This window comes from Pseudarthrobacter sp. lyk4-40-TYG-27, from assembly GCF_030209295.1.
In the GTDB taxonomy this organism is placed as follows: domain Bacteria; phylum Actinomycetota; class Actinomycetes; order Actinomycetales; family Micrococcaceae; genus Arthrobacter.
This window is the reverse complement of record NZ_JARVSH010000003.1, coordinates 130,776-144,882: the sequence shown is the minus strand read 5'-3', so window position 1 is coordinate 144,882 and position 14,107 is coordinate 130,776. Positions and strand designations below refer to the sequence as shown.

Annotated in this window: 14 protein-coding genes; 8 read left to right on the top strand and 6 right to left on the bottom strand. The window is 66.9% G+C overall.

The window, feature by feature from the left end; genetic code table 11:
* Window position 1: 1 nt before the first annotated feature.
* The 7 genes from QRM96_RS05120 (at window position 2) to QRM96_RS05090 (ending at window position 6,065) form a co-directional block, all read left to right on the top strand.
* Window positions 2–340, top strand: a complete 339-nt coding sequence (locus tag QRM96_RS05120) for an urease subunit beta (RefSeq protein WP_018763218.1) — start codon at window positions 2–4, stop codon at window positions 338–340.
* Window positions 337–2,094, top strand: a complete 1,758-nt coding sequence (gene ureC / locus QRM96_RS05115) for an urease subunit alpha (RefSeq protein ID WP_285318687.1) — start codon at window positions 337–339, stop codon at window positions 2,092–2,094. Before QRM96_RS05120 ends, ureC begins: the two co-directional genes overlap by 4 nt.
* Before the next feature lie 19 nt (window positions 2,095–2,113).
* Window positions 2,114–2,593, top strand: a complete 480-nt coding sequence (gene ureE / locus QRM96_RS05110; RefSeq protein ID WP_018763220.1) for an urease accessory protein UreE — start codon at window positions 2,114–2,116, stop codon at window positions 2,591–2,593.
* Between the two features lie 141 nt (window positions 2,594–2,734).
* Window positions 2,735–3,403, top strand: a complete 669-nt coding sequence (locus tag QRM96_RS05105) for an urease accessory protein UreF (protein WP_285318685.1) — start codon at window positions 2,735–2,737, stop codon at window positions 3,401–3,403.
* Between the two features lie 42 nt (window positions 3,404–3,445).
* Window positions 3,446–4,063 (top strand): urease accessory protein UreG, encoded by a 618-nt coding sequence (ureG, locus tag QRM96_RS05100; protein ID WP_018763222.1) that lies wholly within the window; start codon window positions 3,446–3,448, stop codon window positions 4,061–4,063.
* Window positions 4,060–5,028: an urease accessory protein UreD gene (locus QRM96_RS05095; protein ID WP_285318684.1), complete on the top strand. Its 969-nt coding sequence runs from the start codon at window positions 4,060–4,062 to the stop codon at window positions 5,026–5,028. Before ureG ends, QRM96_RS05095 begins: the two co-directional genes overlap by 4 nt.
* Complete coding sequence (locus QRM96_RS05090; protein WP_285318682.1) at window positions 5,028–6,065, top strand: HoxN/HupN/NixA family nickel/cobalt transporter; 1,038 nt, start codon at window positions 5,028–5,030, stop codon at window positions 6,063–6,065. Before QRM96_RS05095 ends, QRM96_RS05090 begins: the two co-directional genes overlap by 1 nt.
* Before the next feature lie 81 nt (window positions 6,066–6,146).
* Here the strand turns inward: QRM96_RS05090 and QRM96_RS05085 are convergent, their stop codons facing one another.
* Window positions 6,147–8,063 (bottom strand): pectate lyase-like domain-containing protein, encoded by a 1,917-nt coding sequence (locus QRM96_RS05085; protein WP_502934877.1) that lies wholly within the window; start codon window positions 8,061–8,063, stop codon window positions 6,147–6,149.
* Window positions 8,064–8,224: 161 nt separating this feature from the next.
* Between QRM96_RS05085 and QRM96_RS05080 the strand changes: the two genes are divergently transcribed.
* Window positions 8,225–9,277: a LacI family DNA-binding transcriptional regulator gene (locus QRM96_RS05080; RefSeq protein WP_285318680.1), complete on the top strand. Its 1,053-nt coding sequence runs from the start codon at window positions 8,225–8,227 to the stop codon at window positions 9,275–9,277.
* A 34-nt stretch (window positions 9,278–9,311) separates the two neighbouring features.
* On the opposite strand, the gene QRM96_RS05075 is transcribed toward QRM96_RS05080, so the two are convergent.
* The 5 genes from QRM96_RS05075 to QRM96_RS05055 form a co-directional block, all read right to left on the bottom strand.
* Window positions 9,312–9,761: a transferase gene (locus tag QRM96_RS05075; RefSeq protein ID WP_109044022.1), complete on the bottom strand. Its 450-nt coding sequence runs from the start codon at window positions 9,759–9,761 to the stop codon at window positions 9,312–9,314.
* 112 nt (window positions 9,762–9,873) lie between these two features.
* The gene (locus QRM96_RS05070; RefSeq protein ID WP_109044021.1) at window positions 9,874–10,533 is read right to left on the bottom strand and encodes a GntR family transcriptional regulator; all 660 of its coding nucleotides are present in this window, start codon (window positions 10,531–10,533) and stop codon (window positions 9,874–9,876) included.
* Window positions 10,534–10,654: 121 nt separating this feature from the next.
* Complete coding sequence (locus QRM96_RS05065) at window positions 10,655–11,665, bottom strand: transketolase family protein (protein ID WP_285318678.1); 1,011 nt, start codon at window positions 11,663–11,665, stop codon at window positions 10,655–10,657.
* Window positions 11,662–12,573, bottom strand: a complete 912-nt coding sequence (locus QRM96_RS05060) for a transketolase (RefSeq protein ID WP_285318677.1) — start codon at window positions 12,571–12,573, stop codon at window positions 11,662–11,664. The genes QRM96_RS05065 and QRM96_RS05060 overlap by 4 nt, the downstream gene beginning before the upstream one ends.
* Before the next feature lie 36 nt (window positions 12,574–12,609).
* A complete protein-coding gene (locus QRM96_RS05055) occupies window positions 12,610–13,947 on the bottom strand; it encodes an MFS transporter (RefSeq protein WP_285318676.1) in 1,338 nt (445 codons plus the stop codon).
* Between the last annotated feature and the right edge of the window lie 160 nt (window positions 13,948–14,107).

Below are 14,107 nucleotides of genomic sequence, written 5' to 3'. Positions count from 1 at the left end.
AATGATCCCAGGCGAGTACATCCTCCGGCCCGAGCCCGTGACGGCGAACCCCGGCCGGGAGTCCATCGACGTTGCGGTGACCAACACCGGTGACCGGCCCGTCCAGGTGGGCTCCCACTTCCACTTCGCCGAGGCCAACGCCGCCCTGTCCTTCGACCGGGAGGCGGCCTACGGCCGGCGCCTGGACATTCCGGCCGGAACAGCCGCCCGGTTCGAACCCGGCGACTCCCGCAGCGTACGGCTGATCGAACTGGCCGGCGCACGCGAGGTCTACGGACTCAGCAACGCCGTCAACGGAAAGCTCGACGGCGGCACCCGCCTGGACGGGGGCGCAAAGTGAGCTTCGAGATTCCACGCCGGCAGTACGCGGACCTCTACGGCCCCACCGCCGGGGACAAGATCCGCCTGGCGGACACCGACCTGTTCCTCGAGATCGAAAAAGACTTCACCGCCTACGGCGAGGAAGTGGTGTTCGGCGGCGGCAAGGTCATCCGCGACGGCATGGGCCAGAACGGCCAGGCCACCAGGGACGGGAACGTCCAGGGCGCAGACATCCCCGACACCGTCATCACCAACGCCGTCATCCTTGACTACACCGGCATCTACAAAGCGGACGTGGCCATCAGGGACGGGCACATCTTCAGGATCGGCAAGGCGGGCAACCCGCAGATCACCGACGGCGTGGACATCGTCATCGGGGCCAGCACTGAAATCATCGCCGGGGAACGGAAAATCCTTACCGCCGGCGGCATCGACACCCACATCCACTTCATCTCCCCGGATCAGGTGCCCACCGCCCTGGCCAGCGGCGTGACCACCATGATCGGCGGCGGCACCGGCCCGGCTGAAGGCACCAAGGCCACCACCGTGACGCCCGGAAAGTGGCACATCCAGCGGATGCTGCAGGCAGCCGAAGGGCTGCCCATGAACATCGGCCTGTTCGGGAAAGGCCACGCGTCCGCCGTCGAACCCCTCGCCGAGCAGATCCGAGCCGGCGCCATCGGCCTGAAAGTCCACGAGGACTGGGGATCCACCACCTCCTCGATCGACACCTCGCTCACCGTCGCCGACGAATACGACGTCCAGGTGGCCATCCACACCGACACCCTAAACGAGTGCGGGTTCGTGGAGGACACCATCCGGGCCATCAACGGGCGCGTGATCCACACCTTCCACACCGAAGGCGCCGGCGGCGGCCACGCGCCGGACATCATCAAGATCGCCGGCATGCCCAACGTCCTGCCCGCCTCCACCAACCCCACCCTGCCCTACACCCGCAACACCATCGAAGAACACCTGGACATGCTCATGGTGTGCCACCACCTCAACCCGGACATCCCCGAGGACGTGGCCTTCGCGGACTCCCGCATCCGCGCCGAGACCATCGCCGCCGAGGACGTCCTGCAGGACCTGGGCATTTTCTCCATTACCTCCTCCGACTCGCAGGCCATGGGCCGGGTGGGTGAGGTCATCACCCGCACCTGGCAGGTGGCGGACAAGATGAAGAAGCAGCGCGGCGCCCTGGACGAGGGCGACGGCAGGACCGGCCCGGGCAGCCACGGCTCGCCAGGCAGCGACAACTTCCGGCTCAAGCGCTACGTGGCCAAGTACACGATCAACCCGGCCATCGCCCAGGGCATCGCGGACTCGGTGGGCTCGGTGGAGGTGGGCAAATTCGCCGACCTCGTGCTCTGGGACCCGGCCTTCTTCGGGGTCAAACCTGAGCTGGTGCTCAAGGGCGGCCAGATTGCCTACGCCCTGATGGGAGACGCGAACGCTTCCATCCCCACACCGCAGCCACGCACCATGCGGCCCATGTTCGCCACGTTCGGCAAGGCTGTGCAGCAGTCCTCCATCACCTTCCTGTCCCAGGCAGCGATCGACGCCGGCGTGCCCGGGGAATTGGGGCTGGAGAAGGTCATCCGGCCCGTCTCCGGCATCCGCAACCTCACCAAAGCCGACCTCAAATACAACGACGCAACCCCGGACATCCAGGTGGACCCGGAAACCTACCAGGTGACGGTCGACGGCGCGGACGTCACCTGCGAACCCTCCGACGTCCTGCCCATGGCGCAGCGCTACTTCCTGTTCTAGACCCCACCGGAGCCCCCACGTGATCATCGACAAAGTCCTCGGCAACCTGCACGACCTCCCGGACCCCGAAACCTACGCCGGACTGCACCGGGAAAAGGTGATGCTTCCCAGCTCCCAGCTGGTCAAGCGCATCCAGCGCGCCACCACGGACCACGGCAAGGAGATCGGCATCCGACTGTCCGCCGGCTCCGGGGACCTCCGCGACGGCGACATCCTCCACGTGGAAGAGGCCAACATGATCGTGGTGTCCGTGCTGCCCACCGACGTCCTGGTCATCGCACCCCGCACCATCCACGAAATGGGCGTCACCGCACACTCCCTCGGCAACAGGCACCTCCAGGCACAGTTCTTCGACGCGTCCTCCGAGTACGGGGCCGATGTCATGGTGTGCGCCTACGACCACACCGTCGAGGACTACCTCCGCCACAACTCAGTGCCCTACACCCGCCAGGAACGCGTCATGCCTGTGCCTTTCCGCCATGCTGAACACTCGCACTAGGTCGTCGTCTTCGGCTCTTGGCGCTGGCCGGGCTGGCTGCGCCGACCCGGAATGGGGGCTGTGCCCGCTTCGCGGTGCCCACCACGCCGCAGCCCCCATCCCGGGCCGTCGCTTGGGTCTCGCGCCTTTGGGAGGCGCTTAGTGAGCGGGTATCAGCTGGCGCTGCAGCAGCTGACTGACTCTGCGCTTCCTACTGGGGCGTTTGCCCACTCGCTTGGGTTCGAGACCTATGTCGACGCCGGGGTGGTCGCTGATGAGGCTTCTTTTGGGGTGTGGCTCGGTGCTTTTGTGTCGCAGCAGCTTACTTACTCGGATGGGCTGGCGATTCGGTTCCTTTATGAAGGGGCTGATGTGGGGGAGCTGGATTCTCTTCTTTCTGCTTCTCTGCTGCCGCGGCAGGTTCGGGAGGCGAGCGTCAAAATGGGGCTCCGGCTGCTGGAGATTGGGGCTGAGGTGTTTCCTTCACCTGCGCTGGGACTGTACCGGGACCTGGTGGGTGACGGCCGGGCCGCAGGGCACCAGCCGCTCGCGTTCGCCGTCGTCGCCCGCTCCCTGGACGTTCCGCTCCAGGAAGCGCTCGCCGCCTACCTTTTCGCCACCGTCACCTCGCTGACGCAGAACGCCGTGCGCGCCATTCCGCTGGGCCAGAACGCCGGGCAGCGGGTGCTGCGGGCAGCGCACGACGACGTCGCTGCCGCCATCGCCACGATCGCGCACCTCACGCCGGACGACCTTGGGGCCGTCAGCCCCGGCCTGGAAATCTCGCAAATGAGGCACGAACGCCAACGTGCCCGCATGTTCATGAGCTGATCGTGCTTGAAAATACTGTGCTTTTGAGTCAAAGGAGGACACATGTCTGAACCCATCAAGATCGGCATCGGCGGACCCGTGGGAGCTGGCAAGACCCAGCTCGTGGAGCGGCTCACCCGGCACATGAGCGGGGAAATCTCCATGGCCGCCATCACCAACGACATCTACACCATCGAGGACGCCAAAATCCTTGCCGCCAACGGCATCCTCCCCGTGGACCGGATCATCGGCGTCGAAACCGGCGGCTGCCCGCACACCGCCATCCGCGAAGACACCTCCATGAACACCGCCGCCATCGAGGAACTCAAAACCCGCCACCCCGACCTGCAAGTCATCTTCGTCGAATCCGGCGGCGACAACCTTTCCGCCACCTTCAGCCCCGAACTCGTCGACTTCTCCATCTACATCATCGACGTGGCCCAAGGCGAAAAGATCCCCCGCAAAGCCGGCCAGGGCATGATCAAGTCCGACCTCTTCATCATCAACAAAACCGACCTCGCGCCCCACGTCGGCGCTGACCTGGCCGTCATGGAGCGGGATTCCAAGGAATTCCGAGGCAACAAACCGTTCTGCTTCACCAACCTGAAAACTGACGAGGGCCTGGACAAGGTCATCGACTGGATCCGGCACGACGTCCTGATGCTTGATTTGGCCTCATGAGTACGACGGCGGTCGGGTCACCTCAAGCAGGCACCTCGCCGGGGCCTGCGCCCGCGGATGATAGGGGCCGTGCCCGCTTCGCGGTGCCCGCCACGCCGCGGCCCCTATCACCCGCGTCCGCTGATCGGCCCCCGATGGGCGAGCTTGAGCTTCGGGTCGCCTTACGCGGTCAGCGTTCAGTCGCGACGTATCAATATCACCGTGGCGCTCTTCGAGTACTCCGCCCGCACTATCTTGATGACTCCGGGCAGGTTTGTTATGTCGTCGTCAATCCTGGCGGGGCTTATCTTGGGGCGGATCTTTTCGTGTTGGATGTGGAGGTCGGGGAGGGGGCTGACCTGCTGTTGACCACCCAGTCCGCGACCAAGATTTATCGGACTCCCGGGTCCTTTGCCGAGCAGCGGATGGTGGTGCGGCTGGGGGAGGCGGCGCGGCTGGAATTCATGCCGGACCAGCTCATCGCCTACCGCGAGGCCAGCTACCGGCAGCGGACCTCCGTGACCCTGCGGCCGTCGTCGTCCTTGGTCATGGCTGAGGTGGTCACTCCCGGCTGGTCGCCGGACGGTTCGGCTTTCCAATACCGGGAAGTGCGGCTGCGCAACGAAATCCGCGTCGAATCCGACGGCGGAACCCACCTGCTGGCGCTGGACAACCTGCTGATCAGGCCACCGCTGCACGACGTCACCGGGCTCGGATTCATGGAAGGCCACAGCCACCTCGGGTCCCTGGTGGTGGTGGATGCGAGGGTGGACCAGGCGCTCGCCGATGACCTGCACGGGCTCACGGCCGGCCGCGAAGCGCTGACCGGCATCTCACTGACGCGCCCAGTTGCGGGGACTTCCGGGCTGGTTCTGCGGAGCCTCTCCAACAGCACCGACGAACTGAACCGCCTGCTCCGGTCCTGCACCGACTTCCTGCGCAGTCGCTGGTACGGCCAGGGCCCGCTGGACCTGCGGAAGCACTGATGACCAGCATCGCCGCCCTCTACCGGGACCGGGACTCCCTGCCGCTCCGGACCCGCGCGCTGTTCACTTTCGGCGCGGTGGCCGCCCTGCACGCCGCCGCCGTCGTCCTCCTGCTCGCCGGCACGGCCGGCGGCGGCGGCCAACCGCTGACCTGGGGCCTGTTCCTCACCGCCTACCTGGCCGGCGTGAAGCACAGCTACGACTGGGACCACCTGGCAGCCATCGACAACTCCACCCGCAAGTTCGTGGCGCAACGTCAAGACCCGGTCAGCGTTGGCTTCGCCTTCAGCCTGGGGCACAGCTCCGTGGTGACCCTCGCCGGGGTGCTGGTCATCGCGGGGGCATCCCTGGTGGGCGGACTGATGCAGGACGGTTCGGCCGGCAACCTGGTCCTGGGCCTGATCGGCAGCGGCGTATCCGGCCTGTTCCTGCTGGCCATGGGACTGTTCAACGGCTCCGCCTTCGTCCGTTCCGCCGGCGCCTACCGCCGCGCCCGCAACGGCGCCGCCGTCGAGCCCCGGGACCTGGAACCGCAAGGCGCGGTGGCGCGGCTGCTGGCCCGGCCGCTGTCCAGGGTGCGCCGTCCGCGGAACATTTACGTGATCGGGTTCCTGTTCGGCCTGGGCTTTGACACTGCCACCACCATCGGGCTGCTGATGATGACGACGGCGGCCTCGCTGGCCGGAGTGCCGCCGTTCGCCCTGCTTGCGCTGCCGGTCGCCTTCGCCGCCGCGATGACACTCTGCGACTCGGTGAACGGCATGGCCATGCTGCGGATGTACCGCTCCGCGCTGGACGACCCCCGGCGGAAGCTCGGTTTCAACGCCGTGGTCACGGGCATCTCGGCCGTGTCCGCCTTGTTCATTGCCGTGATCACGCTCGGCGGATTCCTGCACGCCGCGTTGGCCCTTGACGACCCCGTGACGGGGTGGCTCGGATCGATCGACCTGGGCGACGCCGGCCTGCTGCTGGTGGCCCTGCTGCTGGCCGTATGGGCCGGCGCGGCGCTGAAGGGCAAGGCGTTCCGGACCAAGTGACGGGGCGCGGTACCACCGGCACCGCGCCCCGCCAGGTCCGGACCTTAACGGACAGAATCAGCAACGGACGGAATCAGCCGGTCAGCCGAAATCGGCCACGTAGCTGGGAACCCCCACGGCGTCGGTTGAGACCGGCGCCCCCGTGTCGTTGACCACGTGATCGAGCGTGCCTGCGCCGAGGTTCACCGTCAAAAGGCTGTGCAGCTTCACGCCCGGCGTTACCGGCACCTCAAAGCCCCTCGTTGCGTGGATGCTGGGGTCGACGTTGGTGTAAACGTAGCTGCCGCCGCCCCAGAGCTCGTGGGCCTTGACGGAGTCTGCCACCTTGTAGCCTGCCCAGCCCAGGACCCCGTCGTGCTGCCACGCGGCCTGGTTGGGGGCGTCGTAGGGCAGCTCGTTCTGGAAGAAGACCGTGCGCCCGCTTTCTCCATTCCAGATGACGTTGTACTGCTGGTAGTGCTCCACGAACAGGCCCGTGGCCGTGACGTTGTTGCCGTTGACGATCACACCGTTCGCACCGGTGTTGGTGGTCCAGCCGACGCCGTTCCCATGGTCGGCGCGCCAGGCCCAGATGTGGTCCAGAAGGACGTTGTCGCTGTTGACTTCCAGGCTGACCGAGGCTTTGCCGCTATGCGGTCCACCGACGCGGAAGAACACATCATGGAGCGTGGTGGGGTTTGCCGGATCGGTGTGCACGGATGAGCTGGACGGCCCATTGCCCTTCCCGATGCGCATCAGGGCGGGCGAATTCACCTCGCCGGCGTCCACCGTGACGGCGGCGATGTCCACTCCGGGGACATCTGCCACCGTCAGGGGAACTGAGCCGTTGACGGCGGTGAGGGTTGCCATCCCGAGTCCCAGGACCACGGTTCCGGCCCGCTTGACCTCGATGCTCCGGTCAACGTCGTAGACCCCCGGGGTCAGGAGCAGGTTCTTTCCCCGGGCCAACTGGGAGTTGATGGCCTGCGCCGAATCGGCGGGCGTCGCGACGTAGAAGTCGGCGAGGGGGATGCTGCGGCCGGCCGTCGGGCCGTTCTCCCACGAGGTCCCGGCCGCGTCCCGGCGGATGGCCGGCACGAAGACGCTGTACTGGCCGGCCGGATCCACGGTCAGGTAGGGCTTCTCGCGGCTGACGGGAGTGCTGTCCAAGGTGGTGTACGGCGGGTTCGGAAAGGAATCGGCAGGTGCCCCGTTCACCCCTGAAAACACCTGGTTCCAGACTCCATTGGACCAACTCCCGATGCTGCTGTTGCGGACCAGGTACTGCTGCTGGGAGCCATTGATGACGGCGCCCGTCTTTGAATCAGCGATGAAACCGCCGCTGGCATACTGCGGACCGGCCGTGCAGTAGTCCATCAGGGAGAGGTTGCCGCCGGTGATGTTGACCCGGCGCATGGGGGAGGCCTGGGAGGCGGCCCAGAAGTTGGCGGAGCTCCGGCAGCCCTCAAGGCCCGTGACGTTGATGGTGAGGTTGGACAAGGAGCGCCAGAAGTTGTTGAGCGCGATGCAGTTGTCAGCGGCCAGGCACCGGTTGTAGACGTCCACGTGCCCGTTGATGGTGACGTCGGTGGGGGCAGCGCCCAGGCCCGCAACCTCGGTGGAATACCCCACCTGGATGATCAGCGGCTCCTGGGGCGTGCCGTAGGTGCCGGGCTTGAACAGCAGGGAATAGCGCTTGATCCCCATTTCGTCGTCCACCTGCTGCGCCGCAATGGAGTCCACCGTGGCCTGGATCCGGGCCACCGGCATGCCGGGATCGAAAACGTAGGTGTTGGGTCCGAACGGATTCCCTGCAGCCGGTGCCGGGGCTGGGGGCACTGGCGACGCCGGTGCCTGGGCTGCCGGGCCCAGGGCCGGTGCTGCGGCCTGCGCGGGTGCTGCCCCGCCGGCGGCGAAGAGACCCATGAGCAAGGCGGCGGCGGCCGCAATCGTCCCGGCCCGGTGCGGGCGCGGTAACAATACGGGGTTGGCTGTATCAGGGCGTGGGGCTAGCGGCATTGCTGGTCCTGTCGGTGATGGGGTGGACGGCCAGGGCAACTGGGGCAGCCGGGCCGAGTGGTGGGAGCGCTCCCGTCGGGGAAGCGTAGCATTGCGTTTTTGCCCAGGCAAGGCTTTTCGGGAGCGCTCCCACGCACCCTCGGTGTCGTATTGTCGGTGGAATGAACGCAAACTCCAGCCGCCCGGGCACGCCAGGAGCAGGGCGGCCCAGTCCCACGCTGGAGGACCTGGCGTCGGCCGCCGGGGTATCCCGTTCCACCGCATCCCGCGCCATCAACGGCGGGTCCAAGGTGAGTGCGCACGCCCAGGCCGCCGTCGATGCCGCAATCGTGGCGTTGGGCTACACCCCGAACCGCGCTGCACGGAGCCTGGTCACCCGGCGCGCCGGTTCGGTGGCGCTGGTCATCCCTGAACCTGACGCCCGGGTCATGATGGACCCCTACTTCGCTGCCGTGATCACGGGCGTCAATGAAGCACTGCGCGGCACCGACCTGCAGTTGGTGCTCCTGATGTCCCGGGCCGGGGACGACTCCGCCCGGACCCTCCGCTACCTGCGCGGCGGGCACGTGGACGGTGCCATCGTGGTGTCCCACCACCGCGCCGATGACTGGGTGGAGACCTTGGGTGCCACGGGGCTGCCCACCGTCTTCATCGGCAGGCCCTGGGACACGGGAGCGGGAATCCCCTACGTGGACCTGGACAACTTCGAGGGCGGCCGGCTGGCAGCCCGGCACCTGGCATCCTCGGGCCGCACCACGCTGGCAAGTGTTGCCGGCCCCACCGACATGACGGCCGCCGTCGACCGCCTTGACGGCTGGCTCCAGGGACTCAAGGACGCGGGCCTGCAGCCCGGGCCCGTCATCCACGGGGACTTTACGACGACGGGAGGCGCCGCCGCGGCCGGGCGCCTGCTGGCCCAGGCGCCCGGAGTGGACGGGATTTTCGCCGCCTCCGACCTCATGGCCCTCGGCGTCGTGGATGCCCTTCGGGGCACGGGCCGGCGGGTACCGGAGGATGTGGCAGTGGTGGGCTTCGACAACCACGCCATCCAGGCATCAAACGGCTTGGGACTCACTACCGTGGCGCACCCCATGGTGGACATGGCTTCTGCGGCAGGACAACTCCTGGTCAGCGCGATCGGATCCCCCGGGGAGCACATGGACCCGGTGGTCTATCCGGCGGAACTGGTGGTGCGCGCCAGTACGGTTCCCTGACCGTTCCGGCGCGCATTCCAGCAAAGGCCGGGGCCTACGCCGCGAGCTTTCCCTTGGCTTTGCGGTGCGGCCGGTGCGCGGTGGCGGCCAGGCGCGAGTGCGCCCCGGCGAGGACTTCGCTGCCATCGGGCACGGTGCTGTCCGTGACCAGGTGGGCGCCGTGCTCCACCAGGACGCCGGAGCCGATCCTGGAATGGCTGCCAATATGGACCCGGTTGCCAATGACTGTGCCACGACCGATGCGCACACCGTCGCCGATCACGGTCCGGTCACCGATCCGTGCGTCACGGTCAATCCAGCTGCCGTGCCCGATCCTGCAGCCAGCACCCACCTGCGCACCGTGCTCCACGTAGGTCATGGGGCCGATCCGTGCGCTCTCGGCCACCTTCGCTCCTGGAGCGATGAGGCCGCCGCCGTTGTCGTGGCGGGCATACCGGGTGATCTTCCCGGCGTCGTCCTCAACTGACACAAACTTTGCGGTCATACCGTCCCTCGTTAACGCTGCGGCACTCTACCGCACAGTAGGTTAACGGCCGGGAGCTTTCGAGGATTCCCAAACGCGCCCAGGCGGCGCGGTTTTTGGTGCCGCCGACGGGCTATGCCACCAGGTTGGCGGCCGCGGTGTCCATGTGTTCCAGGATGGTCTTCCGGGCCAGCGCGGCGTCGCCGGTATCAATGGCGGCGACGATGTCCTTGTGCCGGTCCACGCTCATGTTGCGGACGCCTTTTTCCAGGCCGGCGAACATGATGGACATCCGGATGGAGCCCTCCAGGGACTCCCAGGAGTGGAGGAGCGTTTCGTTGCCGGTGAGCCGGCACAGCGTGCGGTGGAATTCGAGGTCGGATTCGATCCGTTCCTCCAGGGTGCCGCTGGCTGCGGCATCCATGGCGTCAATGGCCTTGTGCAGCGAGTCGGTGACCTGTTGCCGGTCGGGCAGTTCGCACAGGGTCCGGGCCGCGAGGGACTCCAAGGCGGCGCGGACGGAGTAGATGTCCCGGATTTCCTTTTCGTCCAGGTGGCGGACGGACAGCCTGCCGCGGGGCCCAGCGGAGAGCAGGCCCTCCTGTTCAAGCTGGCGGAGGGCTTCGCGCAGGGTGCCGCGGCTGATCTGCAGCATCTCGGACAGTTCGGTTTCCACCAAGTGGCGCCCGGGTTCCAGCTCTCCGCTGGTGATGGCGGTCCGCAGCGCCGAGAGCGCCTGCTCGCGGAGGCTCTTCTTTTCCAGTCCCAGCAACGGGGCGGTCAGTCCGGCCATGGCTTCTGTCCTCAATGTCATAAGTCGACTGTCTACAGTCGGGAGTAGTTTCGATAGTACGGCAGAATGCACGGCACCGGCTTGGGACCGGTGCCGTGCATTTTCCTGGGGTGGCTTGCCTTTAGCCGAGTTCGCCCAGGACCTTGGCGACGATGCGGTCCGTGGCCAGGCCGTAGCGGTCGTGCAGGGTGGGCAGGGCGCCGGCATCGAGGAACTGGTCCGGGAGTGCCACGGGCACCACGCGCTTGCCCAGGCCCGCGGTGACCACGGCGGAGGCGACGGTTTCGAACAGTCCACCCACCACGGAGTGGTTTTCCAGCGTGACGGCGAGGCGGCCGGTATTGATCTCCGCGAGGACGGTTTCGGCGTCGAACGGTTTGATGGTGGGGGTGTGCACGACGGCGACGTCCACGTTGTGTGCCGCCAGCGCCTTGGCTGCCTGGAGGGCGCGCATGGTCATCAGGCCGGAGGAGATGAACACGACGTCGTTGCCGCCACGCAGCACCTTGGCCTTGCCCAGCTCGAAGGTGTAGCCGTACTCGTCAAGGACGGTGGGCACGTTGCCGCGCAGCAGTCGCAGGTATGTGGGGCCTTCCGACGCTGCCAGCTGCGGCACCGCCTGCTCGATGTCCACCGAATCGCAGGGGTCCACGATGGTCAGGTTGGGCATGCCGCGGAAGATCGCCATGTCCTCGGTGGCCTGGTGGCTGGGCCCGTACCCGGTGGTGAGGCCGGGCAGGCCGCCCACGATGTTGACATTCAGGTTTGGTTCGGCAGCGTCCAGGCACAGGAAGTCGTAGGCGCGGCGGGCCGCGAACACCGAATAGGTGGACGCGAACGGGACCAGCCCGGTTTCGGCCAGGCCGGCCGCGGCGCCGAAGAGCAACTGCTCTGCCATGCCCATCTGGAAGAACCGTTCCGGGAAGGCCTGGGCGAAGATGTGCATGTCCGTGTATTTGCCCAGGTCCGCGGTTAGGCCCACGATCCTGTCGTTCTCCTGCGCGGCCTTGACCAGGGCGTGCCCGAACGGCGCGGAGGAGGTCTTCTGGCCGGGGTCCGCGAAGGAGGCGATCATCGCCGAGGTCTTCAGCTTGGGCTTGGCTGGCGTGGCCGTCGTCGTGGTGGTGCTCATGCTGAAGCCTTTCCTTCATATCCGGCGGTGAGCTGCTCGCGGCAGACCTGCCATTCGTGTTCTTCGATGCGCATGAAGTGCGCTTTTTCGCGCTCCTCCAGCAGGGGAACGCCGCGGCCCACCTTGGTGTCGCACAGGATCACGGAGGGACGTCCGACGGCGGCGGCCTGGGCGGCTGCGTTGTCGAACGCTGCCAGCAGCGCGCCGACGTCGTTCCCGTCCACGCGCTGGGTGTACCAGCCGAACGATTCCCACTTTTCGGTGACCGGCTCGGTCCGAAGCACGGTGTCGGTCTTGCCGTCGGCCTGCAGGGCATTGATGTCCACCATGGCGGTGAGGTTGCCCAGCTGGTGGTGGTGCGCGCCCATGGCGGCCTCCCAGGTGGAGCCCTCATCCAGTTCGCCGTCGGAGAGGAAGTTGAACACCCGGGCGTTGGAGCCCTGGTAGCGGAGGCCAAGGGCCATGCCGACGGCGATGGTCAGCCCGTGGCCCAGGGAGCCGCCGGAGATTTCCATGCCGGGGGTGTAGGTGGACATCCCGGACATCGGCAGCCGCGAGTCATCCGAACCATAGGTTTCCAGCTCCTGGACCGGGACGATGCCGGCCTCGGCGAGGGCGGCGTAGTGGCCGATCGCGTAGTGGCCGGTGGAAAGCAGGAACCGGTCGCGGGCCTCCCAGTGCGGGTCCTCCGCCCTGAACCGCAGCTGGTCCCCGTAGACGGTGGCCAGCATGTCCGCGGCGCCCAGGGCCTGCCCCACGTAGCCCTGGCCCTGGACTTCGCCCATGTTCAGGGCGTGGTGCCGGATGCGGTACGCGGCGGCGCTGATCTTGTCCACCCGCTCCGGGGTCACCCCAGCCTGATGTGTCTGTCCCTGCGGGGCGGCGTCCTGGACGGTTTCTGTAGGCATTGCGTGCTCCGTGATTCTCTGGTGCGTGGTGGTCATTCAGGCGTTGACCGTGTTGGGGGTGCTTTTGGTGGCTTCGTCTGCGAGCTGCCGTTCCCGCTTGCCCCAGGTTTCCCGGGTGGCGATCGCGGCCCAGAGGCCGATCAGGGCGTAGGCGCCGAAGAGCAGCGCCGGGCCCATCCAGCCGAAGCTGACGAACAGCAAGGTGGTGATGAACGGCGTAAAGCCGGACACCATGGCGGAGATCTGGTAGGCCAGGCTGGCGCCGGAGGCGCGGGTCTTGGCCTGGAAGAGCTCGGGGAACCAGGCGCCCTGGGCACCGGCCAGAGAGTTCTGGCAGACCGCGTAGGAGATCACGATGGTGAGGATGATGGCGATGAACAGGCCGGTGTTGACCAGCAGGAACATGGGGATCGCGAACAGTGCGGCGAAGGCCGTGGACCAGACATAGAGGGGACGGCGGCCGATGCGGTCCGTCAGTGCCGCCCAGGCCTGGGTGGCGAAGATGCCGATGGCGGAGGCGATGCAGAGGGCGACGAGGGTTTGGGTCTTGTCCGCCAAGTGCTGGCTGTTGAGGTAGGAAATCATGTAGGTGATGGATACGGCGTAACCGGCGGTCTCGGCGATGCGCAGGCCGATGCCCTTGACGATGTTGCGCCAGTCCGTCTTGATGACCTCGACGATGGGTGCCTTGACGATGGTGCCGCTGTCCTTGACCTCGTCGAAAACGGGGGACTCGGGAACCTTGGACCGGATGACCAGGCCGACGGCGACCAGCACGATGCTGGCCAGGAACGGGATGCGCCAGGCAAGTTCACCGCCGAGGCCGGCGCTTGCGAGGAACGTCAGGTTGGCCAGCAGCAGGCCCACCGGGAAGCCGGCCTGGACAATGCCGGTGTACTTGCCCTTGGTCTTCCACGGCGCATGCTCGTAGCTCATCAGGATGGCGCCGCCCCACTCCGCGCCGAAGGCCAGGCCCTGGACGATGCGGACGAAGACCAGCAGTGCCGGAGCCAACAGGCCGACGGCGGCGTAGGTGGGGAGCAGGCCGATGGCGAAGGTGGCCAGGCCCATCAGGATCAGCGAGGAGACCAGGACGGGCTTGCGGCCCACCTTGTCGCCCAGGTGCCCGCCGATGATGCCGCCCAGCGGACGGGCCGCAAAGCCGACGCCCAAGGTGGCGAAGGAGGCGAGGGTCCCCGTGACGGGATCGCTGCCGGGGAAGAAGGCGGTGCCGAAATACAGTGCGGCAGCGGTGCCGAAGCCGATGAAGTCATACGTCTCGATGACGGCCCCCACGCCGGATCCGATGGCAACTCGGCGGGCGTCCTTGGTGCCGTGGACCGGGCCGCGCATGGTCAGAGCATCTTTGCTCATGGTGGTTCCCTTTCGAAAAGCGGCTGTGGAAGGTCCGCCGCTGTCGACTGTTGACAAATTGGTACGACCCAGTGTGACGCACCTCATTTTTACTGTCAACAGTCGACTTTCAGAGTTGACTGTTGACAGTTAACGCCAGTACTGTGGTGCCCATCACTAC

What these genes read in the sequence shown, in the direction of transcription:
- QRM96_RS05120 (WP_018763218.1), top strand. Translation starts at nt 2, where the DNA reads ATGATCCCAGGCGAGTACATCCTCCGGCCCGAGCCCGTGACGGCGAAC.
- ureG (WP_018763222.1), top strand. Translation starts at nt 3,446, where the DNA reads ATGTCTGAACCCATCAAGATCGGCATCGGCGGACCCGTGGGAGCTGGC.
- QRM96_RS05095 (WP_285318684.1), top strand. Translation starts at nt 4,060, where the DNA reads ATGAGTACGACGGCGGTCGGGTCACCTCAAGCAGGCACCTCGCCGGGG.
- QRM96_RS05090 (WP_285318682.1), top strand. Translation starts at nt 5,028, where the DNA reads ATGACCAGCATCGCCGCCCTCTACCGGGACCGGGACTCCCTGCCGCTC.
- QRM96_RS05085 (WP_502934877.1), bottom strand. Translation starts at nt 8,063, where the DNA reads ATGCCGCTAGCCCCACGCCCTGATACAGCCAACCCCGTATTGTTACCG.
- QRM96_RS05080 (WP_285318680.1), top strand. Translation starts at nt 8,225, where the DNA reads ATGAACGCAAACTCCAGCCGCCCGGGCACGCCAGGAGCAGGGCGGCCC.
- QRM96_RS05075 (WP_109044022.1), bottom strand. Translation starts at nt 9,761, where the DNA reads ATGACCGCAAAGTTTGTGTCAGTTGAGGACGACGCCGGGAAGATCACC.
- QRM96_RS05070 (WP_109044021.1), bottom strand. Translation starts at nt 10,533, where the DNA reads ATGGCCGGACTGACCGCCCCGTTGCTGGGACTGGAAAAGAAGAGCCTC.
- QRM96_RS05065 (WP_285318678.1), bottom strand. Translation starts at nt 11,665, where the DNA reads ATGAGCACCACCACGACGACGGCCACGCCAGCCAAGCCCAAGCTGAAG.
- QRM96_RS05060 (WP_285318677.1), bottom strand. Translation starts at nt 12,573, where the DNA reads ATGCCTACAGAAACCGTCCAGGACGCCGCCCCGCAGGGACAGACACAT.
- QRM96_RS05055 (WP_285318676.1), bottom strand. Translation starts at nt 13,947, where the DNA reads ATGAGCAAAGATGCTCTGACCATGCGCGGCCCGGTCCACGGCACCAAG.